Origin of the sequence: Streptomyces sp. Rer75 (assembly GCF_013414305.1) — a bacterium.
Lineage (GTDB): Bacteria > Actinomycetota > Actinomycetes > Streptomycetales > Streptomycetaceae > Streptomyces > Streptomyces himastatinicus.
This window is the reverse complement of record NZ_CP058693.1, coordinates 5,428,133-5,452,759: the sequence shown is the minus strand read 5'-3', so window position 1 is coordinate 5,452,759 and position 24,627 is coordinate 5,428,133. Positions and strand designations below refer to the sequence as shown.

Annotated in this window: 21 protein-coding genes, 5 tRNA genes and 1 pseudogene; 15 read left to right on the top strand and 12 right to left on the bottom strand. The window is 70.8% G+C overall.

All coding sequences use genetic code 11. The annotated features are described in order from the left end of the window. Positions 1-71 precede the first annotated feature (71 nt). The 4 genes from HYQ63_RS23320 to HYQ63_RS23305 form a co-directional block, all read right to left on the bottom strand. Positions 72-144 (bottom strand) — tRNA-Lys (locus HYQ63_RS23320). 107 nt (positions 145-251) lie between these two features. Beyond that, a complete protein-coding gene (locus HYQ63_RS23315) occupies positions 252-2,516 on the bottom strand; it encodes a DEAD/DEAH box helicase (RefSeq protein WP_179935709.1) in 2,265 nt (754 codons plus the stop codon). Between the two features lie 261 nt (positions 2,517-2,777). Continuing rightward, positions 2,778-3,335, bottom strand: a complete 558-nt coding sequence (locus tag HYQ63_RS23310) for a hypothetical protein (protein WP_179935708.1) — start codon at positions 3,333-3,335, stop codon at positions 2,778-2,780. A 166-nt stretch (positions 3,336-3,501) separates the two neighbouring features. Then, positions 3,502-3,852, bottom strand: coding sequence for a metallopeptidase family protein (locus tag HYQ63_RS23305; RefSeq protein WP_179935707.1), 351 nt, complete (start codon positions 3,850-3,852; stop codon positions 3,502-3,504). A gap of 127 nt (positions 3,853-3,979) precedes the next feature. On the opposite strand from HYQ63_RS23305, the gene HYQ63_RS23300 reads away from it, so the two are divergent. The 5 genes from HYQ63_RS23300 to HYQ63_RS23280 all read left to right on the top strand — a co-directional run bounded on the left by HYQ63_RS23300 (position 3,980) and on the right by HYQ63_RS23280 (position 7,598). Then, positions 3,980-5,449 (top strand): metallophosphoesterase, encoded by a 1,470-nt coding sequence (locus HYQ63_RS23300; RefSeq protein WP_257232029.1) that lies wholly within the window; start codon positions 3,980-3,982, stop codon positions 5,447-5,449. Between the two features lie 81 nt (positions 5,450-5,530). Continuing rightward, positions 5,531-5,603: transfer RNA gene (locus HYQ63_RS23295), tRNA-Glu, on the top strand. A gap of 313 nt (positions 5,604-5,916) precedes the next feature. Further along, positions 5,917-7,161: a glucarate dehydratase family protein gene (locus HYQ63_RS23290; RefSeq protein WP_257232028.1), complete on the top strand. Its 1,245-nt coding sequence runs from the start codon at positions 5,917-5,919 to the stop codon at positions 7,159-7,161. A 284-nt stretch (positions 7,162-7,445) separates the two neighbouring features. Further along, a tRNA-Asp gene (locus HYQ63_RS23285) sits at positions 7,446-7,520 on the top strand. Positions 7,521-7,524: 4 nt separating this feature from the next. Beyond that, positions 7,525-7,598: transfer RNA gene (locus tag HYQ63_RS23280), tRNA-Phe, on the top strand. Between the two features lie 66 nt (positions 7,599-7,664). On the opposite strand, the gene HYQ63_RS23275 is transcribed toward HYQ63_RS23280, so the two are convergent. The 3 genes from HYQ63_RS23275 to HYQ63_RS23265 form a co-directional block, all read right to left on the bottom strand. Beyond that, complete coding sequence (locus HYQ63_RS23275; RefSeq protein ID WP_179935706.1) at positions 7,665-7,817, bottom strand: hypothetical protein; 153 nt, start codon at positions 7,815-7,817, stop codon at positions 7,665-7,667. Between the two features lie 303 nt (positions 7,818-8,120). Then, positions 8,121-8,621, bottom strand: coding sequence for a hypothetical protein (locus tag HYQ63_RS23270; RefSeq protein ID WP_179935705.1), 501 nt, complete (start codon positions 8,619-8,621; stop codon positions 8,121-8,123). A 126-nt stretch (positions 8,622-8,747) separates the two neighbouring features. Further along, positions 8,748-9,101, bottom strand: a complete 354-nt coding sequence (locus HYQ63_RS23265; RefSeq protein WP_257232027.1) for a hypothetical protein — start codon at positions 9,099-9,101, stop codon at positions 8,748-8,750. Between the two features lie 210 nt (positions 9,102-9,311). Here HYQ63_RS23265 and HYQ63_RS23260 point away from each other — a divergent pair, with 210 nt between their 5' ends. The 5 genes and pseudogenes from HYQ63_RS23260 (at position 9,312) to HYQ63_RS23240 (ending at position 13,447) form a co-directional block, all read left to right on the top strand. Further along, positions 9,312-10,097: a DUF817 family protein gene (locus tag HYQ63_RS23260; protein ID WP_179935703.1), complete on the top strand. Its 786-nt coding sequence runs from the start codon at positions 9,312-9,314 to the stop codon at positions 10,095-10,097. An 8-nt stretch (positions 10,098-10,105) separates the two neighbouring features. Then, positions 10,106-10,726: a LysE family translocator gene (locus HYQ63_RS23255; protein WP_179935702.1), complete on the top strand. Its 621-nt coding sequence runs from the start codon at positions 10,106-10,108 to the stop codon at positions 10,724-10,726. Between the two features lie 116 nt (positions 10,727-10,842). Continuing rightward, positions 10,843-12,177, top strand: coding sequence for an MFS transporter (locus HYQ63_RS23250; protein ID WP_179935701.1), 1,335 nt, complete (start codon positions 10,843-10,845; stop codon positions 12,175-12,177). A 21-nt stretch (positions 12,178-12,198) separates the two neighbouring features. Then, positions 12,199-12,348, top strand: a pseudogene (locus HYQ63_RS23245) (aldo/keto reductase); the annotation flags it as partial. A 118-nt stretch (positions 12,349-12,466) separates the two neighbouring features. Further along, positions 12,467-13,447, top strand: a complete 981-nt coding sequence (locus tag HYQ63_RS23240; protein ID WP_179935700.1) for a sulfotransferase — start codon at positions 12,467-12,469, stop codon at positions 13,445-13,447. A 55-nt stretch (positions 13,448-13,502) separates the two neighbouring features. Here the strand turns inward: HYQ63_RS23240 and HYQ63_RS23235 are convergent, their stop codons facing one another. Further along, a complete protein-coding gene (locus tag HYQ63_RS23235) occupies positions 13,503-13,691 on the bottom strand; it encodes a hypothetical protein (protein WP_179935699.1) in 189 nt (62 codons plus the stop codon). A 167-nt stretch (positions 13,692-13,858) separates the two neighbouring features. After that, complete coding sequence (locus HYQ63_RS23230) at positions 13,859-14,266, bottom strand: ATP-binding protein (RefSeq protein ID WP_179935698.1); 408 nt, start codon at positions 14,264-14,266, stop codon at positions 13,859-13,861. Between the two features lie 426 nt (positions 14,267-14,692). On the opposite strand from HYQ63_RS23230, the gene HYQ63_RS23225 reads away from it, so the two are divergent. Continuing rightward, a complete protein-coding gene (locus tag HYQ63_RS23225; protein WP_179935697.1) occupies positions 14,693-15,070 on the top strand; it encodes a MerR family transcriptional regulator in 378 nt (125 codons plus the stop codon). Positions 15,071-15,243: 173 nt separating this feature from the next. Here HYQ63_RS23225 and HYQ63_RS23220 read toward each other — a convergent pair whose 3' ends face one another. Next, complete coding sequence (locus tag HYQ63_RS23220) at positions 15,244-16,296, bottom strand: ABC transporter permease (RefSeq protein ID WP_179935696.1); 1,053 nt, start codon at positions 16,294-16,296, stop codon at positions 15,244-15,246. Positions 16,297-16,406: 110 nt separating this feature from the next. Between HYQ63_RS23220 and hrpA the strand changes: the two genes are divergently transcribed. The 3 genes from hrpA (at position 16,407) to HYQ63_RS23205 (ending at position 20,899) form a co-directional block, all read left to right on the top strand. After that, the gene (gene hrpA / locus HYQ63_RS23215; protein ID WP_179935695.1) at positions 16,407-20,333 is read left to right on the top strand and encodes an ATP-dependent RNA helicase HrpA; all 3,927 of its coding nucleotides are present in this window, start codon (positions 16,407-16,409) and stop codon (positions 20,331-20,333) included. A gap of 133 nt (positions 20,334-20,466) precedes the next feature. Next, positions 20,467-20,541: transfer RNA gene (locus tag HYQ63_RS23210), tRNA-Asp, on the top strand. A 121-nt stretch (positions 20,542-20,662) separates the two neighbouring features. Continuing rightward, entirely contained in the window at positions 20,663-20,899 is a 237-nt protein-coding gene (locus HYQ63_RS23205; RefSeq protein ID WP_179935694.1) for a DUF6274 family protein, read from the top strand. A gap of 412 nt (positions 20,900-21,311) precedes the next feature. On the opposite strand, the gene bldC is transcribed toward HYQ63_RS23205, so the two are convergent. Together bldC and HYQ63_RS23195 are read right to left on the bottom strand one after the other, a co-directional pair. Next, positions 21,312-21,518: a developmental transcriptional regulator BldC gene (gene bldC, locus HYQ63_RS23200; protein WP_003949541.1), complete on the bottom strand. Its 207-nt coding sequence runs from the start codon at positions 21,516-21,518 to the stop codon at positions 21,312-21,314. Positions 21,519-22,058: 540 nt separating this feature from the next. After that, the gene (locus HYQ63_RS23195) at positions 22,059-22,895 is read right to left on the bottom strand and encodes a hypothetical protein (protein WP_179935693.1); all 837 of its coding nucleotides are present in this window, start codon (positions 22,893-22,895) and stop codon (positions 22,059-22,061) included. A gap of 176 nt (positions 22,896-23,071) precedes the next feature. On the opposite strand from HYQ63_RS23195, the gene HYQ63_RS23190 reads away from it, so the two are divergent. Further along, entirely contained in the window at positions 23,072-24,229 is a 1,158-nt protein-coding gene (locus tag HYQ63_RS23190) for a Glu/Leu/Phe/Val dehydrogenase dimerization domain-containing protein (protein ID WP_257232026.1), read from the top strand. Positions 24,230-24,627 lie beyond the last annotated feature (398 nt).

Genomic DNA, 24,627 nt, shown 5'->3' with positions numbered 1-24,627 from the left:
CACACGGCGGGCCAAGCCCCCAGAAAAACGACGAAACCGCAGGTCAGCGATGCTGCCTGCGGTTTCCCGAGTGGGTCATCAGGGGCTCGAACCCTGAACCAATGGATTAAAAGTCCACTGCTCTGCCAATTGAGCTAATGACCCGCACCCCCGCAGCATAGCCCGGCCAGGGGGTCCGCCCGGAGACAATATCGTCCCGGGTCGAAAGGCCGTGCAACCGCGGGGGGTTGCACGGCCCCGGACGGCGTCGATCAGCCGTTGCGCTTCCAGCGCGGCTTGTCGGCGCGGCGGTCGTGGGCGCGGCCGCCGGCGTTGCCGCCGCGGTGGTCGTCACGGCGCGCCGGGCGGTCGTCGCGGCGGTCGCGGTTGAAGGGGCGGTCCCCGCCGCGGTGGTTGTGGTCACGGCGCTCGAAGGAGCGTCCACCCGACGGACGGTCGTCGCGACGGTCGCGGCTGAAGCCCCCGCGGTCGTCGCGGCGGTCGAACGAACGGCCACCGCGGTCGTTGTCCCGGCGGTCCCGGTTGAAGCCACCACGGTCATCGCGGCGGTCCCGGCCACCCGACGGACGGTCGTCCCGGCGGTCGCGGCCGAAGCCACGGTCGTCCCGGCGGTCGAACGAACGGCCACCGCGGTCGTTGTCCCGGCGGTCCCGGTTGAAGCCACCACGGTCATCGCGGCGGTCCCGGCCACCCGACGGACGGTCGTCCCGACGGTCGCGGCCGAAGCCACGGTCATCCCGGCGGTCGTCACGGCGGTCATCCCGGCGGTCGAAGGAACGGCCGCCACGGTCGCCGTCCCGGCGGTCCCGGCGCTCGAAGTTGCCGCGCTCGTCCCGGCGCTCACCGGCCGGGGCCGCGGACTCGGCCGAGCGCTGCGCGGGCACGAACGGAACGGCGCCCTCGGCGGTCCCGGACGTCCCGTCCGCCGTCGCACCGGCCGTCTCGGCAGCGGCCGCGTCGCCCTGGGCGGGGGTCTCGCCGCGCTCGCGCGCCGCGCGGGCCGTCAGCCGGTCGGCCTCCTCGCGCAGCTCGCCCGCGCGCCGCTGCACCTTCTCCAGCTGCCGGGTGAGGTCCTGCACCTCGCGCTCGGCCTGCTTGGCGGCGTTCGCGGCCGCCTCCGCCTGCACCTCGGTGAGCGAACGGGCGCCGGTGATCCGGGCCACGTCCTCGTCGAAGACGCCCGCCCCGCCGACGATGTGACGGGAGGCGTCGACGCCCGCGTCCTCCATCAGCCGGAAGATCTGCCGCCGCTGGTGCGGCAGGGCCAGCGAGACGACGGTGCCGCTCTGGCCCGCCCGCGCCGTACGGCCGGAGCGGTGCAGGTAGTCCTTGTGGTCACCGGCCGGGTCCACGTTGAGCACCAGGTCGATGCCGTCGACGTGGATGCCGCGGGCGGCGACGTCGGTGGCGACGAGCACGTTGACGTACCCGTCCTTGAAGTCGGCCAGGGTCCGGGTGCGGGCGCCCTGCGTCATGCCGCCGTGCAGCGCGTCGGCGCGCACGCCCGCGTCGCACAGCTGCTCGGCGACCCGGTCGCAGCCCAGCTGGGTGCGGACGAAGATGATGGTGCGGCCCTTGCGCGCCGCGATGGCGGCGGTGACCGGGGCCTTGTCCTTCGGCTTCACCACGAGGACGTGGTGGGTCATGGTCGAGACGGCGCCCTGGGACGGGTCGACCTCGTGGGTGACCGGGTTCACCAGGTAGCGCTTGACCAGGCTGTCGATCTCGTTCTCCAGCGTCGCGGAGAACAGCAGCCGCTGGCCGCCCTGCGGCACCAGGTCCAGGATCTCGGTGACCTCGGGCAGGAAGCCCATGTCGGCCATCTGGTCGGCCTCGTCGAGGACGGCGATCTGGACCTTGTCGAGGGACGCGGCGCCGCGGTCGATGATGTCGCGCAGTCGGCCCGGGGTGGCGACCAGGATGTCCACGCCCCGCTCCAGCGCGTAGATCTGATTGCCCATCGAGGTGCCGCCGCAGACCACCTTGAGCTTGAGGCCGAGGACGTCGCCGTACGGCTGGAGCGCGTCGCTCACCTGCATCGCCAGCTCGCGGGTCGGGGTCAGGATGAGACCCCGGGGGCGCTTCTTCTCGGTGTGGCCGCCGGCCAGCGAGGTCAGCAGCGGAAGACCGAACGAGAGGGTCTTGCCGGAGCCGGTGCGGCCGCGGCCGAGGATGTCCTTCCCGGCCATGGCGTCGGGGATGGTCGCGGCCTGGATCGGGAAGGGCGTGGTGACGCCGTTCTGCGCGAGCTTGCGGACGATCTGCTCGGGAAGACCGAGTTCGGCGAAGGTGATTTCGGGGCCCTTGGAGGTCTCGGGGGTGCTCTGCTCGGCGTCCTCGGCGACAGCCGCGTCGACTGCGTCGTCCGCGGAGACGTCGGCGCCGGGCTCGGCGGGGGCGGTGGTGGGCTCGGCGCGCTCGGCCTGCGGGAGCTGCTCGACCGGCTGGGGCTGGTGCCCGGGGTCGCCCTGCTCGTCGGTGGCGGGCATGACGGCGTGATCAGTGGAAACGGACATGCGAAATGCGAAACCTTCCGGAGTCTCGGCACGCGCCCAAACTCCGTGTTGTCGCAAACGACCGCCTCTATGCGGTCAGCCACGGGATGGCAAGGAACGCGCCTCACGGCGCACTTCGATGAGGCGCCGGGCAAATGGGATCAAACGATCTACCACCATACGCACCTCCACCCCCCAAGAGCAAATTCGCTCCGCCAACCCACCATCCCTGCCCCCTGCGCCGTACATCACGCCCCGGGCCGCCCCGCGCGTTCGCCCGCGCTACTCCTCGGGCTCGGCGGGCGCCGAGGCGGGCGGGGACGCCGGTTCCGACGAGGTGGGCTTGGGGTCGGGCGCGCTCGGCGCCGGGCTCGTCGGACGCGGCTCCGGGGCGGCCTCGGTGGGCGCGGGCGCGCCCGGCTCCGGCGGCGGGGAGGGCACCGGGCGGTGCGCCGGGGAACCGTGCTTCCCGGCCGACGGCGAGGGCTCGGCGCCGGGCTCCGCCTTCGCGGACGCCGACGGCGAACGGCGCTCGCCGCCCTTGCGCTTGTGCCCCTTGGCGTCCCGCGGCGCCACCGTGTACGTGTGCCCCTCGCCGTCCGTACGCACCACCACGCCGCCGCCGGGCTCCGCCGCTCCGCCGCCCTTGTCGGAGCCGCCGCGGTGCCGGTCCGGCTTCCCGGGGTCGTCGGAGATGCTCATGCAGCCGCCCAGGGCCAGGGCCCCGGCCACCAGGGTCACCACCACGGCACTCCGCGCCGAGACGCGGGGGGCGCGCGAGGCGCGGGGCGCGTCGGTCCGGGGGGAACGGTCGGTGCGAGGAGCGGGGGTTCCAGACATGCGTGGGACACCTCCAGGCCGCAGGGCTGTGACGCAGTGCCCAACTGGCCCCGCCCCCCTTAGGACACGCGTGCGGCGTAACCCGTGCGCCGGAAGCGGGCGCACACCCGCGGCCCCGCCCCGCGCACACCGCCCGCGGCCTCGCGCCGCGCGCCCGCCCGCGGCCTCACCCGTAGCCGAGCGCGTGCAGCCGCTCGTCGTCGATGCCGAAGTGGTGCGCGATCTCGTGGACCACGGTCACCTCGGTCTCCTGGACCACGTCCTCGCGGGTCGCGCTCATGCGCAGCGTCGGCCCCCGGTAGATCGTGATCCGGTCGGGCAGGACGCCCGCGTACCACTCGCCGCGGTCGGTGAGCGGCGTCCCCTCGTAGAGCCCCAGCAGTTCGGGGTCGTCGGACGGCGGCTCGTCCTCCACGAACACCGCGACGTTGTCCATCAGTCGTGTCAGCTCCGGCGGGATCCGGTCCAGCGCCTCGGCGACCAGTTCCTCGAACTCCTCGCGCGTCATCTCCAGCACGTGGCCATTGTCGGACAGCCGGAGCCGGAACGGGACGGTCCGCGCCCGGGAACAGCGGGTCGTACGGCCGGGAGCGGCGGCCCGGGCGGCGGCGCATACGGGACCTGCGGCCGGGCATACGGGCCCCATGGCCCGCGACCCGCTCCCCCTCGCCGCCGACGCCGAGCGGCCGCTGCCGCTCTTACGCGCCGCCGGGCTGGCCGCGGTGACCGTCCTCGGGGCGTGGATGGGGCTGCTGGTCGTCGGGAGCGTCCACGCCTCGGTGGGCCCGATGGACACCCGGATGGCGCTCAGGCCGTCCCTCACCGGCGGTACCGAGATCAACGTCTCCCCGCTCGGCGCCCTCGAACTCCGCAGCCATCACGCCCCGCTGCGCCTCGACGTCGACGTGGACCGGCTGGACCCCATCCGGTCCGCGGCGCTGGTCGACCACCCCGAGCGGCTGTCCGGGCTCCAGGAGGAGGTGGCGGGCGACGTCGTCCGCGGCACCCGGGACCTGGCGGTGCGCTCCTGCGCGGCCGTCGTCTTCGGCGCCACCGCGCTGGGCCTGGCCGTCTACCGCCGCCCGCGCCGGGCGCTGGCCGCGGGCGGCCTCGCGCTGGGGCTGCTGGCCGCCTCCGGCGGCGCCGCGTACGCGACCTGGAACCCGAACTCGGTGCTGGAGCCGCGCTATTCGGGGCTGCTGTCGAGCGCCCCGTCGGTGGTCGGCAACGCGCGCAGCATCGTCAGCGACTTCGACGTGTACCAGCGGGAGCTGGCCCGGCTGGTGACCAACGTCACGCAGCTGTACGAGGCGACCTCGACCCTGCCCGCCTACCGGCCCGACCCGACGACGATGCGGGTACTGCACGTATCGGACATCCACCTCAACCCGGCCGCCTGGCACATCGTCCAGTCGCTGGTCCAGCAGTACAAGATCGACGTGATCATCGACACAGGCGACACGATGGACCACGGCACCGCCGCCGAGAACGGCTTCCTCGAACCCGTCTCCGACCTCGGTGCCCCCTATGTCTGGGTACGCGGCAATCACGACTCGGCGACGACGCAGCGCCATCTGTCCGGCCGCAAGGGCGTCCACGTCGTCGACGGCGGCCGGACGGTGACGGTCGGCGGCCTGCGGATCGCGGGCATCGGCGACCCGCAGTTCACCCCGGACCGCTCCGCCGCCGTGGCGGGCGACGCCGCCGAGCACCGGGCGGGCCGGGAGCTGGCCGACGCGATCCGGGCCCGGAAGGCGAAGGGCGCGCCCGTGGACATCGCCGTCGCCCACAACCCGCTCGCCGCCCGGGAGACCGACGGCACGGTCCCGCTCGCCCTCACCGGCCATGTCCACCACCGCCGGACGGAGGTGCTGCCCGGCGGCACCCGGCTGATGACGGAGGGCTCGACGGGCGGCAGCGGGCTGCGCGCGGTGGACGACGCCGAGCCGGACAAGGTGCAGGCGTCGGTCCTCTACCTGGACCGGGACACCCGTCGGCTCCAGGCCTGGGACGAGATCGACCTGGGCGGGCTCGGGCTGGCCAAGGCCGAGGTCAGCCGTCACCTGCCGGCCGAGAACCGGCCCGGCGCGACCCCGGCGCCGACCGCTCCGTAAACCGTTTTGGCGAACCTCACCGGCATCCCATATGCTTCTCGCGTCCCCGAAAGCGCCGTAAGGCGCCCAGGTGGGCCATCGGCCCTCATCGTCTAGTGGCCCAGGACGCCGCCCTTTCAAGGCGGTAGCACGGGTTCGAATCCCGTTGGGGGCACCCACATGGTTTTGGTGCGAAGGCCGCGTCTCGCAGAGCGAGGCGCGGCCTTCGTGCTGTGTACCACCTTCAGCGCGGCAGGGTGAAGCCGACGCCGAACCGCGTCCGGGTGGCGGCTCCCAGCCGTCGCCCCCGCCGCCCTATATTCCCGTCCCCGCCGCTGGCGCTGGCGCTGGCGCTGGCGCTGGCGCTGGCGCTGGCGAAACAAGCATTGACAGCCACCCCGGAGCGCTCTAGCGTCCCGCCATCTGGTTCGTAACCATAACCAGCGTTCATCTATACGAACGAGCGTCGACGCCGGACCGAGACAGGTGTGAGCACACGTATGCGCATCAAGGACCTGGTGATCACCCCGATCGCCTTCCGCGACCCGCCCCTGCTCAACGCGGACGGCGTCCACGAGCCATGGGCGCTGCGCAGCATCGTGCAGCTGGTGACGGAGGACGGGGTGACGGGCCTCGGCGAGACGTTCGGCGACACCCTCCACCTGGAACGGCTCGCGGCGCTGCGCCCCCATCTGACGGGCCTGAGCGTGTACGCGCTGGGCGAGCTGTACGAGAAGGCGGCGACCCTCTTCGACCACGCGGGCGGCGCGATCTCCTCCTTCGACCTCGGCCGGGTGCACGCCGCCGTCGAGGTCGCCTGCCTGGACGTCCAGGGCAAGCTGGCGGACCGCCCGGTGAGCGATCTGCTCGGCGGCGCGGTCCGGGAATCCGTCCCGTACAGCGCGTATCTCTTCTACAAGTGGGCCGGGCACCCGGACGCCGAACCCGACGAGTGGGGCGCGGCGCTCGACCCCGAGGGCGTCGTGGCGCAAGCCCGCCGCATGATCGACCTCTACGGCTTCGGCTCGATCAAGCTCAAGGGCGGCGTCTTCCCGCCCGACCAGGAGATCGCCGCCATCCACGCCCTCCGCGAGGCGTTCCCCGACCACCCGCTGCGGCTCGACCCGAACACCGCCTGGACGCAACGTACCTCGCTGGAGGTCGCCCGGGCCCTGGACGGCGTCCTCGAATACCTGGAGGACCCGACCGGCGGGATCCCCGGCATGGCACGGGTCGCCGCCGAATCCCCGCTCCCCCTGGCCACCAACATGTGCGTGGTCGCCTTCGACCACATCCCCCCGGCCGTCGCGCAGGGCGCGGTGCAGGTCGTCCTCGGCGACCACCACTACTGGGGCGGGCTCACCCGCACCCGCCACCTCGGCACCCTCTGCGACACCTTCGGCCTCGGCATGTCCATGCACTCCAACTCCCACCTGGGCATCAGCCTCGCCGCCATGACCCACCTCGCCGCCGCGACCCCCAACCTCACGTACGCGTGCGACACCCACTACCCGTGGAGCGCCCAGGACGACGTGGTGCGGCCGGGCGCGCTCACCTTCGTGGACGGCGCGATCCCGGTCCCCGCCGGCCCGGGTCTCGGCGTCGAGCTGGACGAGGACGTCCTCGCCCGGCTGCACGAGAACTACCTGACCTGCGGGCTGCGCAAGCGCGACGACACGGGGTACATGCGGCGGGTGAACCCGGACTTCGAGGCGGGCCTCCCCCGGTGGTGACGGCGACCGCGCAGCGGAGCTGCGCCGCGAGGCGCTGGCGGCCGCCTCCGGCCCCGTCACCCTCGTCGCCTCCCGGCCCGCCTGACCGCCATCCGCACGGCCCTCAGTGCGGTCCTCGACGCGGTCAGGACAGGGCCTGAGGTCTGATACGCTGATCCAGCGACATCGACGCGGCGGAAAGCCAAAACCTCCGCCAAGAAGATCGCAGGTAGTGCGACCCCCCGACGGAAACCCGTTAGGCCCGCACGCCGCCTTGTGCGAGACTCGTGCTCGTACACACGCAAGGTCCTGTGGAGCAGTTTGGAGTGCTCGCCACCCTGTCAAGGTGGAGGCCGCGGGTTCAAATCCCGTCAGGACCGCTGCGGCTGGGTAGCTCAGTTGGTACGAGCGTCCGCCTGAAAAGCGGAAGGTCGCCGGTTCGACCCCGGCCCCAGCCACCGCCGAGAAAGCCCCCGACGAGATCACTCGCCGGGGGCTTCTTCGTTGCCTGTGACGCCGCTGTGTCAGCGCCTCGCTTTCCGGACGAGCAAAAAAATCCCGACGGCGACCAAGGCTGCCCCCATGAGGATCAGAAGCGACCCGAGAACGGTCAAGATCATCCCAATAAAGATCAAGGTCGTCCCGATGGCGAGAAGAAAGATTGCGAGGGCGATCATGGTGCACTCCTCCCCTCCCTCCCGACTGTGGTCCCTTCCCGTCTCCCTTGCAAACGCCTCCGAGGTCGCCTGACGCCAGCCGTGACGCCAACGGCCGCGTACGCCGATGCCAGCGGCGGACATCAGCGGACCGCCCACCCGGGCGGGTACGCCTGGCGGGCGGGATCGAGCGGTGCCGCACGCGAAAGAGCACGCTGCCTGAGCGCCCCCGAACGGTGGGGCAGAGGCGGACGTTGGGGCACTCAGTTACATCGCAGCTCTGATCACGGCGATCAAGAGCTGGTAGTCGTCCCCGTCCGGTCCTCAGCCAATCGATCCCCAGGCCCGGTACGGCCGTTGCGGATCGGGGGTGTTCTGGACCGTGGCAGGTCCGTGCCGCCTGCGGGAGCGGTGTTTGAGAAGACCAACCAGGCCCGCTACGGACCCTGCGGCGAACGGCAAGAAGAGCAGGCCGGCCATCACCAGCATGCCAATAGCCTCCGCCTTCTTCCCGTCCTTCAGCGCGCCGATACCGGCGACGGTGAAGATCACGATGAGTACGAGCGGAGGCAGGAGCCATGGCCACGCTTTGGGCTCAGGGGTCTCCCGGAGAGCTGCGTACCAGTAGCGGGCGCACCACCAGGCGACCGCGAAGGCCGAAAGTGCAAGTGCGGCGAAGCCGATCATGGGCAGAGGGCGGTCGGCGGTGTTCGCGGCCACGATGGAAAGCGTCACCCCCATCAGAGCCATGAAAGGCGTCAGCATCCCTCCCACGATGAGGCGGTGCCGACGGGAGCCGCTGAGTGCGTTGGGCGGAATGAACATGATCAAACATCCTAAGGACCGTCGGGCGGATCACGATCCCCACATCAGCCGGGACAATGCGACTGCCGGTCGCCGGTTGGACTCCGGTGCCAACCACGCGTTGATGCGCGGCTCGCGCCGGGTCGGTCAGACGTTGGCGCAGATGACGAAGACGCTGATGCCCACGTTGTCGGTGGCGGTCTGGCGGCCCAGTCCGATCCAGCCGGTTCCGTCGTCGGTGGGGAAGCTGCCGAGGAGGATCGCGGTGGCGCCGTGCGCCTCGGCGCCGCCGCCGAGGGCCTTCTTGCCGTGGGGGCAGTACACCGTGCGCCGCTGGAAGTTCGGGACGTTCTCGTTGGGCAGGCTGACCATCTCGTAGCCGGGCACCCTCTCGCCGACGCGGGGGTCTCCCTGGGAAACGGACACCTCGGCGCCGTAGGAACCGGACTCCTGGCCGCCGCTGCCGTGCGCCGCCCACGCGGCGCCTGGCGTCAGGGCCATGGCCAATGCTCCGGCAGCGGTGACGAGCCTTCCACGCATACGCGTCTTCCTTTCGTCACGGGCCCCTGGACGGGACCGGCACCGTGAAGAGCGTGACCAGGCGAAGCGGAAAATAAGGCGTAAAAGTGCGCAAATCCTACGTACGGGGGAAGCGGGGGGAGCGTACGGGGGCAAGCAACCCGGCGGCGTTCTCGGGACGTCCTTGGGGCCATGACCGTCGCTTTCACCCATGTCCAGCAGCTGCTGCGCTTCGCCCGGCTTCAGACGCGCAGCTGCGCGTTCGCCGTGGCGCTGCTGTCCGGGGTCGCGGCTTCCGCGGTGGTGCCGCGGTTGCCGGTGGCCCGGTATGACCTGCTGCTGGTCTACGGGCTGCTGCTCACGGTGGTGTTCCGGTGGTGTGGCTGGGAGACCGGGCGGGATGTGGCGATCATCGCGGTGTGCCATGTGATCGGGCTGGCCTTCGAGCTGGTGAAGGTCTCGCTCGGGTCGTGGAGCTATCCGGAGCCCGCGGTGTTCAAGTTCGCCGGGGTGCCGCTGTACGGCGGGTTCCTGTATGCGGCGCTGGGGAGTTATGTGTGTCGTGCTTGGCGGCTGCACGATCTGGAGCTGGTGCGTTACCGGCCGTGGCCCACGGCGGTGGTGGCCGCGGCCGTCTATGTGAACTTCTTCAGCCACCACTGGCTGCCCGATGTCCGCTGGGTCCTCGCCGTGCTGCTCGTGGTGGTCACCGCCGGTACGTCGGTGCGGTTCACCGTGGGGAGCGCGCGCTACCGCATGCCGTTGGCGCTGTCGTTCGCGCTGATCGGCTTCTTCCTGTGGCTGGCCGAAAACGTCGCCACGTACGTGGGGGCCTGGCGCTACCCGCATCAGATGCACGGCTGGCAGCCGGTCGCGGTGGACAAGTTCGGGGCCTGGGCGCTGCTGGTCAGCGTCACTGTGGTGCTGGTGGCGGCCGTACAGCGGCCCCTGCCCAGGGGCGGCAGAGCGGTGCGATGATGCGACACATGTTCGTCCAGTTTTTCGCCGCCGCCGGTGTGCTCGCCGTCCTGACCGTGGTTCCCGGGCCGGACATGGCCGTGGTGACGAAGCGGGCCGTCTCGTGCGGCTGGCGGGACGGCTTGTGGACGGCCGCCGGGATCACCACCGGGCTGCTGGTGTGGGGTGTGCTCACGCTGGTCGGGCTGGCTGCCGTGCTGGCCGCGTCCGCCGTGGCCTACACGGTGGTGAAGCTGGCGGGGGCCGCCTATCTGATCGTGCTCGGGGTGCAGTCGCTGCTGCGCAGTCGGCGTGGCCATGCCGACACCCCGGCGACGGGCGCGGTCGCTCCGGCGGGGAGCCCCTGGCGTACGGGGCTGGTCAGCAATGTCTTCAACCCCAAGATCGCCGTCTCTTATACGGGGCTGCTACCGACGCTCGCCCCGGCGGGGCTCTCTCCCCACCTGGGGATGGCGCTGCTGGTGCTGCTGCACGCGACGATCACCGCCGTATGGCTCGGCGGCTATGTGCTGCTGCTGGCCAAGGCCCGCGGCTTCTTCGAACGGCCCGCCGTGCAGCGGGCCTTGGACCGGGTGACCGGTGTCGTCCTGATCGGGTTCGGGGTCAAGGTGGCCGCGACACGGCCCTGACCGGCGCGTGGCCGGGGACGCTGCCGTCCCGGTGAACGGAACGCCTTCGTTCCCGCCGCGGAGGCCGCGGCGAACAATCACCGCCCAAAGCCGAGCCGCAACATTGGAGAGTCGGCATGGCAGACGAAAAGGGCGCCCCGCGCGAAGTCCGCAAGGCAGCGATCGCAAGCCTGTTCGGCAGTGCATTGGAGTGGTACGACTTCTTCCTTTACGGCACGGCCGCCGCGCTCGTGTTCAACACCCTGTTCTTCCCCACCTTCGACCCGCTCGTGGGCACGATCGCCGCCTTCGGCACCAACGCGGTCGGCTTCCTCGCCCGGCCGCTCGGCGGGATCATGTTCGGGCACTTCGGTGACCGGCTCGGCCGTAAGTCGATGCTGGTCATCACCCTGGTGATCATGGGCGTCGCGACGTTCCTGATCGGCCTGCTGCCCACCTACAGCACCATCGGGGTGTGGGCCCCGGTGCTGCTGGTCGGCCTGCGGATCGTGCAGGGCATCGCGGTCGGCGGCGAGTGGGGCGGGGGCGTGCTGATCGTCAGCGAACACGCGCCGAGCCACCGCCGCGGCTTCTACTCGGCCTGGAGCCAGACCGGTATAGGACTCGGGTTCGTCCTCTCCGCCTCCGCCTTCGCGCTGGCCCAGGGCGTGACCAGCAAGGAGTCCTTCCTCGCCTGGGGATGGCGCATTCCGTTCATGGTCGGCATCCTGCTCACCGCCGTCGGGCTGCTGATCCGGCTGCGGATCATGGAGACCCCCGCGTTCCGGCAGACGGAGGCGAAGACGGAGAAGTCCGCGCCGCCGATCCTCGACGTCCTCCGGACCCACCCCCGGTCCGTGCTGATCGCCTTCGGCGCACGCGTCGCCGAGACCGGCGCCAGCTATCTCTTCCTCACCTTCAGCCTCTCCTACGCGGCCAAGATCGGCGTGGGCAACGGGGTGGTGCTGGCCGCGGTCGTGGTGGGGATGCTGGCCGAGTCGTTCGCGATGCCGATGTTCGGGGCGCTCTCCGATCGCGTCGGACGCCGCCCCGTGTACATCGGGGGCGCGGTCGCGGTGATCGTGTGGGCCTATCCGTTCTTCGCGATGTTCGACTCGCGCAATCCGGTGCTGATCTTCGTGGCCATCTTCGTGGCGGTCGTGATCGGCCACGGGGCGATGATCGGCACCCAACCGGCGTTCTTCACCGAACTCTTCGCGAGCCGGGTCGCCTACAGCGGGCTCGCCCTCGGGCACGAACTCGCGTCGATGATCGTCGGCGGCTTCTCCCCCATCGTCGCCACCGCGCTGCTCGCCTGGGCGGGGGCGTCCTGGCCGATCGCGCTGTTCCTCATCGGCATGGGCGCGGTCACCGTGATCGCGGTGGCGGCCGCTCCCGAGACCAACCCCAAGCTGCGCAAGGACCGCGAGGCCCCGGCGAAGGAGGCCGAGGTGGAGACCCAGGACGTCTGAACGGCGGCTGCGGCCTTCCCCCTCCGCGAAGACCTCGGCGCCGTCGGCTGGACGCTCACGCCCGCCCAGGTGGCGAAGCTCGACGCGGCGAGCGCCAGGACGGCCCCGTACCCGTACTTCCCCTACCAGCGGCAGGAAGGCTTCGCCCGGCTCAACCCGCCGGTGTCGTGATCGCCCTGGTAAGCGACCGGCACAGGGATACGGGCGGCCCGGGTGGGTACGGGCCGCGCAGGAGTCCGGGGCTGGCTGAAAAGCGACCCCGGCGTCCCCACAACGCTCCGGGAGAGACATGGCAGCACGGCCGTTGACCTTCGTCGTCGGAACCGGGCGGTGCGGCTCCACCGCCCTGTCGGAGGTGCTGCGCCTGCACCCCCACCTCCTCAGCCTCAGTGAGCTGATGGCCTCCCTGGAGCCGAGTGCGCTTCCCGAGGGGCCGCTGACCGGGGAGGAGTTCTGGGAGATCCTGGCGAGCCCTCCCGCGTTCGCCAATCGGCTCATCCGGGAGGGCTTCGGGCTGCCGGAGCACACGTATCCCGGCTTCGGAGGGCGGTTCTCGGCGGACGGGGACGGGATTCCGGCGGTGGCGATGACGACGCTGCCGCATCTGAGCGACGAGCCGGACGCGCTGTTCGACGCGCTGCGGCCCGTGGTGTGCGGGCGGCCCCGGGGGCCGGCCGGGGAGCATCACCGGGCGCTGTTCGACGCGCTGGCCGAGCGGTTCGGCAGCCGGGCGGTGGTGGAGCGGTCCGGGTTCTCGCTGCGGCTGGTGCCACGGCTGCGGGAGGTGTTCCCCGAGGCGCGGTTCGTCCATCTGTACCGGGACGGGGCCGACTGCGCGCTGTCGATGAGCCGCCACCCCGGCTTCCGGATGATCCAGCTGATGCGGGAGGGCGGCGATGTTCCGGGCGAGCTGGCCGCGTTGATGAGCGACGAAAGCGCCGAGATCAAGCCCCTGCTGACGCGGCCCGTGCCGCTGTCCGCCTTCGGGCGGCTGTGGTCGGACACGGTGATCGAGGGGCTGGCGCACCTCGACGCGCTGCCCGGGGAGCTGGTGCTGCCGCTGTCGTACGAGGCGCTGCTCGACGCCCCCGACGCCGAACTCACCCGCCTGGCGGCGTACCTCGGCGTCGAGCCGCTGTCCGGGTGGCTGGCCGGGGCGCGGGTGCTGCTGGACGGCGGGCGCCGGGGCAGCGCCGAGCGGCTGCCGCCGGCGGAGCTGGCCGCGTTGCGGGAGAGCTGCGCGGCGGGGGTCCGGGCGCTGGGGGTGTAGGGCGCTCCGTTGTACGGCCCCGGGCGCGCCTGCGGCCGTACAACGGAGCCGGCCGTCAGTAGCCCGCCTTGGCGTTGACCCGGCGCGGGTAGTAGCGCTCGTCGCCGCGCCGCCCGCTCCGCGGCTGGCCGCCGCGCCGCGTGCACGCCTTGCTGAGGGCGGGGACGACACGCGGCTGGCGCGGGCGGCGGAGGCCGCGGGGTGACGGCGGGGGCGCCGGGATGGGGTAGAGTAGATCTTGCAACGCCGCCCCGAGGGGCGGGAGTTGATGCGTCGGTCGTCTAAGGAAAGATGCTCGTCTCCAAACGAGAGATGTAGGTGCAAGGCCTGCTCGGCGCTCCATGAAAGATCCCTCTCCTGATGTCAGGGGAGGGATTTTTTGCGTGTACCCGCCGGAGGCCGCCGTGTGCGTCAGCGCGGGAGGCTTGCGTAGATCGTCTTGCCGCGGCCGTGGGTGATGGTCACCTCCCGGGCCAGACGCCGGACCATGTGCCAGCCGAAGCCGCCGGTGCCGGTCGTCAGGTCGGGCGGACGGGCCCGGGGAGCCGCCGGGTTGGGGTCGCTGACGGCGACGGTCACCGTGTCGGGACCGGCGGAGAGTTCGAGGGTGTACCGGCCGCCGCCGTGGCGCAGCGCGTTGGTGACGAGTTCGGACACCACCAGGAGGATGGCGTCGGTCGCATCGGACCCCGGGGCCGGAGTGAGCCCCTTGGTGAAGGCCCGGGTGACGGCGCGTGCACGGTGAATGCCGCCAGGGCTGTCACCCCGCACCACGGTCGAGGCCGTGGGCCGAGTGTTGGCGATCTTCGTGCCGTTCATACGCGTACACCCCAGGTCGGATCGGATATGCCGCTTTGCAGAGGCTCGTGTGCCCGCTCTGCCGCTTCGCACGCTTGCCTGGCGCGGGAGCACCAGGTCTTCGTTCTTGTACGGTCAGGAAAATCTACCGTGGCGACTGTAGACATGAGCCGCACGCCGGAGTTAGATTCCCTGTCGTAGTCACGGCGCCCGTTGAGGCGCGGCGGACACCGACGACAAGGAGGCGAACACCATCAGGATCGCCCGGGCGAAGAGTTGAGTCCGCTCGGGTACCGCACGCCCCGGAAGGGAAGGTGGTCCCCGGTCAGATATCCGCGATCCCCGCACACCTGTCGTCTCAGACGGGTACGCGGACAATGGGTGTTGAACCCCTCGGGGCCCTGGAGCCGATTCGGCGCCAGGGCCCCTCGACGCGCGACCGACGACATGACGGAAGAGGTGTCAGTGGCCGAAGACAAACAGCACAACCGGCTCGACGATGACGACTATCCCGCGTACACCATGGGCCGTGCCGCCGACCTCCTCGGCACCACACCGGCCTTCCTGCGGGCCATCGGCGAAGCCGGCCTGATCGCGCCGCTGCGCTCGGAGGGCGGCCACCGCCGCTACTCGCGCCATCAGCTGCGCATCGCCGCCCGCGCCCGCCAGCTCGTCGACCAGGGCACCCCGATCGACGCCGCGTGCCGCATCGTCGGCCTGGAAGACCAGCTCGAAGAGGCCCGGCGCGTCAACGACGAACTGCGGCGCGACACCACCGCGCCCCGGCGTGACGGCGATTGCGCGGCGGGTCCCCGGATGGGGTAAAGTAGATCTTGCAACGCCGCCCCGAGGGGCGGGAGTTGATGCGTCGGTCGTCTAAGGAAAGATGCTCGTCTCCAAACGAGAGATGTAGGTGCAAGGCCTGCTCGGCGCTCCATGAAAGATCCCCCTCCTGAGGCCAGGAGGGGGATCTTCGCGTTCGGGAGCCCGAGGACCTCTCACGAGGACGGGGTCGCCCGGCCCGGGCGGCCGCCCGGGTGGCGGTGGCGCCAGGTCCAGAAGACGACGGTGGAGACGAGGGACCACCCGGCCAGCACCAGGAACGGGAAGCCGTGCTGGTGTCCGCCGAAGTAGACGGCGGTGTGCTGGGCGTTGACCGAGGCGCCCGGCGGCAGCCAGCGGCCGATGGCGCCGAGCAGGGACGGGAGCAGCGGCCAGGAGACCGCGCCGCCCGACGACGGGTTGCCGAGGAGGACCATCAGCCCCCAGGTGGGGATGAGCGCCCAGCGTCCGAACAGGACGTTGAACATGGAGAACACCATCCCCGAGGTGACCATGGTCAGGGCGAGGATCGCCCAGGACCCGGCGAAGGGGAGGTCCAGCGCGCCGAGCCCCCAGTCGACGATGGCGGCGATGACGAAGCCGCCGAGCAGGGCGTACGCCGCGGTGAAGGCGATCCGCTCGGCCGGGTTCAGCTCGGCCGCGTTGACGCTCAGCTGGACGGCGCCGAGGAAGCCCATGATCACGGCGGCCAGCGAGATGTAGAAGACGGCCAAGCCCCGCGGATCGCCCGGCTGGAGCGGCTTCAGGTCCCGTACGGCAACGGGCACGCCCACCGCCCGGCCCACCTTCGTACCGGCCGAGGCGAGCACCTCGGCGACGCTGGCGCCCGCGGCGGAGGACAGGCCCAGCTCGACGCCGCGGCCGCGCGCCCGCAGGATCCCGAAGACCTGCTGCTCCTCGACGGCCCAGGCGGCACGGCCGTACGACGGCTCGCGGTGCAGCCGCAGCGAGGCGTCCAGGGCCTTCTCCATCCCGGCGACGAAGCGCTGCGGCGGGGCGGCGCCCTGCTGGGTGATCACGACGGCGACGGGGATCTGGCGCGGGGTGGGGTTGGCGAAGGCGAAGGTGTACGAGCCCGCGAAGAGCCCCGCACCCGCCGAGATGATCAGCGCGATGACCGTGGCCGGGAAGAACGGGCTGTGCTTGAACCGGGTCCACGGGGACCGGGCCTCCGGGGACCGGGCCCCCGGGGAGTCGTCGTCCGCCATGCGCTCACGCTAGAACGGACACTCCCGGCATATCGCGCGACGTGGCCCGGACAACACCCGGCGGAAATGGTTCGCCAGTCGTTTTGCCGAGGTGAGATCCTGGGATCCGTATGTCCACGACTCCTGCCCCCGCCCTGTCCGCCCTCCTGGAGCGGCTCCCCGAGCTGATGCTGCGCGACCAGCAGCGGCTGGGGCGCCGGCTCGACGGCGCCCGCCGGATCCGCAAGCCCGAGGCCCGTGCGGCCGTGCTCGGCGAGATCGCCGAGGACGTCGAGCGGGCGGAAGCGCGGGTCGCGAACCGCCGCGCCGCCGTACCGGACGTCACCTATCCGGAAGAGCTGCCGGTCAGCCAGAAGAAGGACGACATCCTCGCGGCCGTCCGCGATCACCAAGTGGTGATCGTCGCGGGCGAGACCGGCTCCGGGAAGACCACGCAGATCCCCAAGATCTGCATGGAGCTGGGCCGCGGCGTCAAGGGACTGATCGGACATACCCAGCCCCGCCGGATCGCGGCGCGCACCGTGGCCGAGCGCATCGCGGACGAGATCGGGACGCCGCTCGGCGAGTCCGTCGGCTGGAAGGTCCGCTTCACCGATCAGGTGAGCCCGGACACCCACGTCAAGCTGATGACGGACGGCATCCTGCTGGCCGAGATCCAGACCGACCGCGAGCTGCGCCAGTACGACACGATCATCATCGACGAGGCCCATGAGCGCAGCCTCAACATCGACTTCCTGCTCGGCTATCTGGCCCAGCTCCTCCCCCGCCGCCCCGACCTCAAGGTCGTGATCACCTCCGCGACCATCGACCCGGAGCGCTTCTCCCGCCACTTCGGCGACGCGCCGATCGTCGAGGTCAGCGGGCGTACGTACCCGGTCGAGGTGCGCTACAGGCCGCTGCTGGAGGAGGGCGGCGAGGACAGCGACCGGGACCAGATCACCGCGATCTGCGACGCGGTGGACGAGCTCCAGGCCGAGGGGCCGGGCGACATCCTGGTCTTCCTCTCCGGCGAGCGGGAGATCCGCGACACGGCCGACGCGCTGAACAAGAAGCAGCTGCGGTCCACCGAGGTGCTGCCGCTGTACGCCCGGCTGTCGCACGCCGAGCAGCACCGGGTCTTCCAGAGACACACCGGCCGCCGGATCGTGCTGGCGACGAACGTCGCGGAGACCTCGCTGACCGTCCCCGGCATCCGGTACGTGATCGACCCGGGCACGGCCCGGATCTCCCGCTACAGCCACCGCACCAAGGTCCAGCGGCTGCCCATCGAGCCGGTCTCCCAGGCCAGCGCCAACCAGCGCAAGGGCCGCTGCGGCCGGACCAGCGACGGCATCTGCGTCCGGCTGTACTCCGAGGACGACTTCCTCACCCGCCCGGAGTTCACGGACGCCGAGATCCTCCGTACCAACCTGGCCTCCGTCATCCTCCAGATGACCGCGGCGGGGCTCGGCGACATCGAGAAGTTCCCGTTCATCGATCCGCCGGACCGGCGCAACATCAAGGACGGCATCCAGCTCCTGGAGGAGCTGCACGCGCTCGACGGCAAGCAGAAGGACCCGCGCAAGCGGCTCACCCAGATGGGCCGGAAGCTGGCCCAGCTGCCGGTGGACCCGCGGCTGGCCCGGATGGTGCTGGAGGCGGACCGCAACGGCTGCGTCCGCGAGGTCATGGTGATCGCGGCGGCGCTGTCCATCCAGGACCCGCGCGAGCGCCCCTCCGACAAGCAGCAGCAGGCGGATCAGCAGCACGCCCGGTTCAAGGACGAGTCGAGCGACTTCCTTGCCTTCCTCAACCTGTGGAAATACATCCGGGAGCGGCAGAAGGAGCTGTCGTCGTCCGCGTTCCGCCGCATGTGCCGCAATGAGTACCTCAACTACCTGCGCATACGCGAGTGGCAGGACATCTACAGCCAGCTGCGCACGGTCGCGAAGACCATGGACATCCAGCTGTCCGAGCAGGACGCGGCGCCGGATCACATCCACACCTCGCTGCTGTCCGGGCTGCTCTCGCACGTGGGCCTCAAGGACTCCGAGAAGAACGAATACCTGGGGGCGCGCAGCGCCAAGTTCGCCGTCTTCCCCGGTTCGGCGCTGTTCAAGAAGCCGCCGCGCTGGGTGATGTCGGCCGAGCTGGTCGAGACGTCCCGGCTGTGGGCGCGGGTCAACGCGAAGGTCGAGCCGGAGTGGATCGAACCGCTGGCCCAGCACCTGGTCAAGCGCACCTACAGCGAGCCGCACTGGGAGCAGAAGCAGGCGGCGGTGATGGCGTACGAGCGGGTCACGCTGTACGGCGTGCCGATCGTCGCCCAGCGGAAGGTCAACTACGGCCGGATCGACCCGGAGACCAGCCGCGACCTGTTCATCCGCAACGCCCTGGTCGAGGGCGACTGGCGCACCCACCACCAGTTCTTCCACGACAACCGGAAGCTGCTGGGCGAGGTCGAGGAGCTGGAGCACCGCGCCCGGCGCCGCGACATCCTGGTGGACGACGAGACGCTGTTCGACTTCTACGACCAGCGCATCCCGGACCACGTGGTGTCGGGGGCGCACTTCGACTCCTGGTGGAAGCACAAGCGCCGTGAAGAGCCGGAGCTTCTCAACTTCGAGAAGTCGATGCTCATCAACGAGCGGGCGCAGGGCGTCTCGAAGGACGCGTATCCGGACTCCTGGCGTCAGGGGAAGCTCAAGTTCAAGGTGACGTACCAGTTCGAGCCGGGGGCGGACGCGGACGGCGTGACCGTCCACATCCCGCTCCAGGTGCTCAACCAGGTCACCCCGGACGGCTTCGACTGGCAGATCCCCGGGCTGCGCGAGGACCTGGTCACCGAGCTGATCCGGTCGCTGCCCAAGCCGGTGCGCCGCCACTACGTCCCGGCGCCGAACTACGCCCGGCGCTTCCTGGACGGCGCCGTGCCGCTCCAGGAGCCGCTGACGGCCGCGCTGGGCCGGGAGCTGCACCGGATGGTGGGGGTGCGGATCGAGCCGGAGGACTGGGATCCGGCCAAGGTCCCCGACCATCTGAAGATCACGTTCCGGGTGGTCGACGAGCGGCGCCGCAAGCTCGCCGAGGACAAGGACCTGGAGGCGCTCAAGCAGCGGCTGAAGCCGAAGACCCGGGCCGCGATCTCCAAGGCGTTCGAGTCCTCGAAGGAGGCCGTCGGCATCGAGCAGCGCGGCGGGCTGACCTCGTGGACGGTCGGCTCCCTGCCGCGCACCTTCGAGACCCGCCGCGGTGGCCAGCCGGTCAAGGCGTATCCGGCGCTGGTGGACGAGGGCGCGTCGGTGGCGTTGCGGCTCTTCGACACGGAGCCCGAGCAGCGGCAGGCGATGTGGCGGGGCACCCGGCGGCTGATCCTGCTCCAGCTGCCGTCCAACCCGGCGAAGTTCGCCCAGGGGAAGCTGACCAACCAGGCCAAGCTGGCGCTCTCCAGCAGCCCGCACGGCAGCATCGCGGCGCTCTTCGAGGACTGTGTCTCCGCGGCCGCCGACCGGCTCATCGCGGCGCGCGGCGGCCCGGTGTGGGACGAGGAATCGTTCCGCAAGCTCTTCGACGCGGTGCGGGCCGACATCGCGGACGCCACGCTGGACACCGTCCGGAAGGTCCAGGAGGTGCTGGCGGCCTGGCAGTCGTGCGAGCGCCGGCTGAAGGGCATCAAGAGCCCGGTGCTGCTGCCGTCCCTCGCGGACGTCCGGGAGCAGCTCTCGGAGCTGATGACACCGGGCTTCGTGACCGCGCACGGCGTACGCCGTCTCCCGGACCTCATGCGCTACCTGGTGGCCGTGGACCGGCGGCTCCAGCAGCTCCCCACCAACGCCGAGCGGGACCGCACCCGGATGGCGAAGGTCAAGGAGATGCGGGACGAGTACGCCTGGCTGCTGGAGCAGTTCCCGGCGGGCCGCCCGGTGCCCGCGGAGGCGCTGGAGATCCGCTGGATGATCGAGGAGCTGCGGGTCAGCTACTTCGCGCACGCCCTGGGCACGGCCTATCCGGTCTCCGACAAGCGCATCGTGAAGGCCATCGACGCGGTGGCTCCGTAGCCGCCCTCCCGGCCTCCGGCACCGCCGGACGGGCCGGGCGGGCGCGAGTTCGACCGCACCCCCTGACCTGCTGTAGAGTCTGTGACGCACAGCAGCGAGGCACACAGCGAACAGGCTGTGGGGCGTCACTGATGGTCCTGTGGAGCAGTTTGGAGTGCTCGCCACCCTGTCAAGGTGGAGGCCGCGGGTTCAAATCCCGTCAGGACCGCAGAACGGCGAAGGCCCGGATCCGCACAAGGATCCGGGCCTTCGGTCGTCTTGACGGCAGCCCGTACCCGGCAGTACCCAGACTAAAAGGTGGCGTGGGGGTGGCCGGGAGGTGCGGGCACATGACGACGACCGCGAAACATGAGACCAGGGCGCTCCTGAGGGCCCATCTGGCGGCCGCCTCGGGCTACCGCCACTTCACCCGGCACTGCCCCGTCTGCCATCGGCTGCTGCGGCTGGCGATGGAGCCCGCGCCGCCCGCGGAGCAGGCGCCCGCCGGGCCGTCGACCGGTCCATCGGCCGGGCCATCGGCCGGGGAGGCTCCACCGGCGGACTCCGACGGGTCATCAACTCAGTAAGCCCTTACCGCAGTTCCGAGGAAATCGACAAGCGTTGAACTGTGTGATGGGAGTCACCGGTCGCCACCCGAGAGTGGGGTAACTTACACCCGCCTCACAACAGGTCAATTTAATATGTGCAATTGCACCCTCTGTCCGGGCCATTCCCGGACCACCTGATCGCCCCCTGTCCCCTACCCCTCGCGGGCCGTCAAGACGCTCCTCGGCCCCGTCCGGATCCGTCCCGAACGCGCTGTGGGCAGCCCGTCACGCGGGCATAAAAAAGATCGCGCTGGACCCGGCGGAGTCCAGCGCGATCGACGACGCACCCATGTCGAGCGGTGATGGCCTGTTGGGGCAGGCACCCGTCGTGGTGGAGCCATACAGGCGAAGCCGGGCTGGGGGGCCCGGAAATGCCCGGTTATGCGGTTGTTCAGGCCTCGCTGCGCTGCTGCGGGATGCCCGCCAGAAGCGCACGGACCTCCGCTTCGCGGTAGCGCCGGTGCCCTCCGAGCGTGCGGATGGACGTGAGCTTGCCTGCCTTGGCCCAGCGCGTGACCGTCTTCGGGTCCACACGGAACATGGTGGCAACCTCAGCCGGGGTCAGCAGCGGCTCGGCATCAGGGGTGCGAGCGGTCATGAGCGGCCTCCTCGGGAGAACCGAACCATCACGGTTCTTTCCTCTAAATTCTGCACCTTGACCCACGTTGCCCGAAATGGCGGACGCGGGCCGAGTCGGTTATAGGACGAACGGCTTGTCCTCGGCACTACAACTACACCATCTGTCCAGCCGCGTCGGCCAAACCGATGGAATTGCCCTCTCAGGTGTCCAACCTCGACGGAAGCCGATGGACCATGCCATAACGGACAGTCACGCGGCCGTGACGATCAGTCACAACAGGATCAGGGGTATCAGATCCGCCAAGGAGTGCAATACCGATGAATCCGCCCATACTTGGGCGGAAGGAGAACTTCCCGGACTCCTTGTCCTATTTTGACACGAGGATGGGGGATTGCCGCAAGACCCGAAGTCAGTGCTTTAGATCACCATTGACGCAATGGCCCGGATCGGGACCTACGTCCCCCCACTTCGGCTCTGACGTACCCGGCCGCCCGATGGATCCGCTTTCCCCGGATGTTCCCCGGATCTTCCCGGGCCCTTCACCGGCCCCGACCCGCCTCAGCTGGCGTTCTGCCGGCCCCGGACCTCGCTCCACCGATCGGTCAGCCGCTCGTACGCACTGCCCGCGCGCTCCCCGTCCCCGTCCCTCAGTGCCGCAAGCCCTTCCGCCACATCCGCCGCCGAGCGGTCGTCCTCCAGTCGCCCGGCGGGCACCACGTGCACCAGACCGCCGTAGTCCAGCTCGACCAGCGACCGCGGATGGAATTCCTCGAGCCACCGGCCCACGTCGACCAGGCCGTCGATGAGCGGCCCCTCGCCGAGAGCCTCCTTGAGCACCTTAAGCCCGCGCGCGACCCGCCGCCTGGCCTGGACCATCGGGGTGCGGTAACGCAGGATGAGGCCCTCGTCACCCTTGGTGTACTCGCGCTCCTCGTCCGCAAAGAGGACGAACCAGCGGACCGGGACGTGCCAGGTCGCCGAGCGGATCCACGGACGGGCGTCCGGATTGCGCTCCAGCCACTGCTCGTAGTCCGAGGCGGCCTGCCGTCGCACCACGGGGGGCAGCGCGGCGTCCAGGAGCGGGCCGGGAAGGCGCTCGGGCAGCTCTTCCAGGGCCAACCAGCCGCGCAGCCGCGTTCGCCACGGACAGACGCATGTGACGCCGTCCACGACCGCCACAAAGGCGTCCGCGCTCTCGTGCACCGGAACCGGCACCGGCGGCACCGGGAGCAGGTCGGCGAGCGAGCGCCGCAGCTCGTCCTGAGCGCCGGGGAGGTCGTCGCGCTTGGCATAGGTCGCCCAGTGCGTGCGCTCCGGCTCAGGAAAAGCGGCCAATGGCTCATAGACACGGAGATACGCCGCATATGGGACAATCACCGAAGACGCCAAGGTCACACGCGCTCCCTCAAGGCCGATACCACCGCCAGGAGTTGCCTACCCCCTGCTCACGGCATCGTCCCACGACCACCACGCGGACTCGGCGGGGACATGGCCGCTCCCGCGCCCTTCCAGGGCTTACGCTCGTGCCCACCGGCCCTCCCCACCAGCACGGAGGGCGCCTTACCCGACCTATGGGAGTCACCACCGTGACCGACGTACGTCACACCGTCAGCGTCGACGGTCCGACGGAGAGTCGCGTGCCGAACCCTCTCTCACCCCTGTCGATACTGTTCCGCACCGATCTGGGCGGCCATGAGCAGGTCCTGCTGTGCCAGGACCGGGAGAGCGGCCTGAAGGCCGTCATCGCGATCCACTCGACCGCCCTGGGCCCCGCGCTCGGCGGCACCCGTTTCCACGCCTACAGCGCCGAGGAGCACCCCGAGGAAGCGGCGGTCCTCGACGCGCTCAACCTGGCCCGCGGCATGTCCTACAAGAACGCGCTGGCCGGGCTCGACCACGGCGGCGGCAAGGCCGTGATCCTCGGCGATCCCGAAGAGATCAAGACCGAAGCGCTGCTGCTCGCCTACGGCCGTTTCGTGGCCTCTCTGGGCGGCCGCTACGTCACCGCCTGCGACGTGGGCACCTACGTCGCCGACATGGACGTGGTCGCCCGCGAGTGCCCCTGGACCACCGGCCGCTCCCCCGAGAACGGCGGCGCCGGCGACTCCTCGGTGCTGACCGCCTACGGCGTCTTCCAGGGCATGCGGGCCAGCGCCCGGGCCTCCTGGGGCACGCCCACGCTGCGCGGCCGCCGGGTCGGCATCGCGGGCGTCGGCAAGGTCGGCCACCACTTGGTGGAGCACCTGCTGGAGGACGGCGCCGAGGTCGTCGTCACCGATGTGCGCGCCGAGTCGGTCGACCGGGTGCTCGCCCGCCACCCCCGGATCGAGGCGGTCCGGGACACCGGTGCGCTGATCCGCGCGGACCTCGACGTGTACGCACCGTGCGCGCTCGGCGGCGCGCTGGACGACGACACCGTGCCCGCCCTGACCGCGAAGGTGGTGTGCGGCGCGGCCAACAACCAGCTCGCCCACCCGGGCGTCGAGAAGGACCTCGCCGACCGCGGGATCCTCTACGCGCCGGACTACGTGGTGAACGCGGGCGGGGTGATCCAGGTCGCGGACGAACTGCACGGGTTCGACTTCGAGCGGGCCAAGGCCAAGGCGTCAAAGATCTTTGACACGACTTTGGCCATTTTTGATCGGGCCCGGACCGATGGCATTCCGCCCGCGGCCGCCGCCGACCGGCTCGCCGAACACCGGATGGCGGAGGGCCACGACGCCGCATGAGTGTCATCTGAGTGCCGCCTGAGCACTGCCTGAGCGACGCCCGGGGGACACCCGGGCGTCGCTCAGGCGACACTCGGCCGATGCCGGAACGGCCCCGAATCGACGCGGAGAGGCCCCGCAACAGGCCGTTCGGGCGGCCGGAAACGCCCTTCGGAGCGGGCCGTACCGGCCGGTGAGGGGCACCTCGGCGAGAGATCCCTCACGGCCCGTCGGCGGGTCGGCCCCGGAGACAGGTTAAAATCGCAGCTGACCAGCGGGGACGGGGCGCCCCGCGGGTTCTGCCTCGTGGCACGTCGTGTGGGCGACGTACCGTATGGCCACAGAAGCAGGTACCGTTGAAGCCCTACGGACCGGTCTCTCTTTGGGGAGTCCGCTCCGATTCATGAACGTGAACGCGT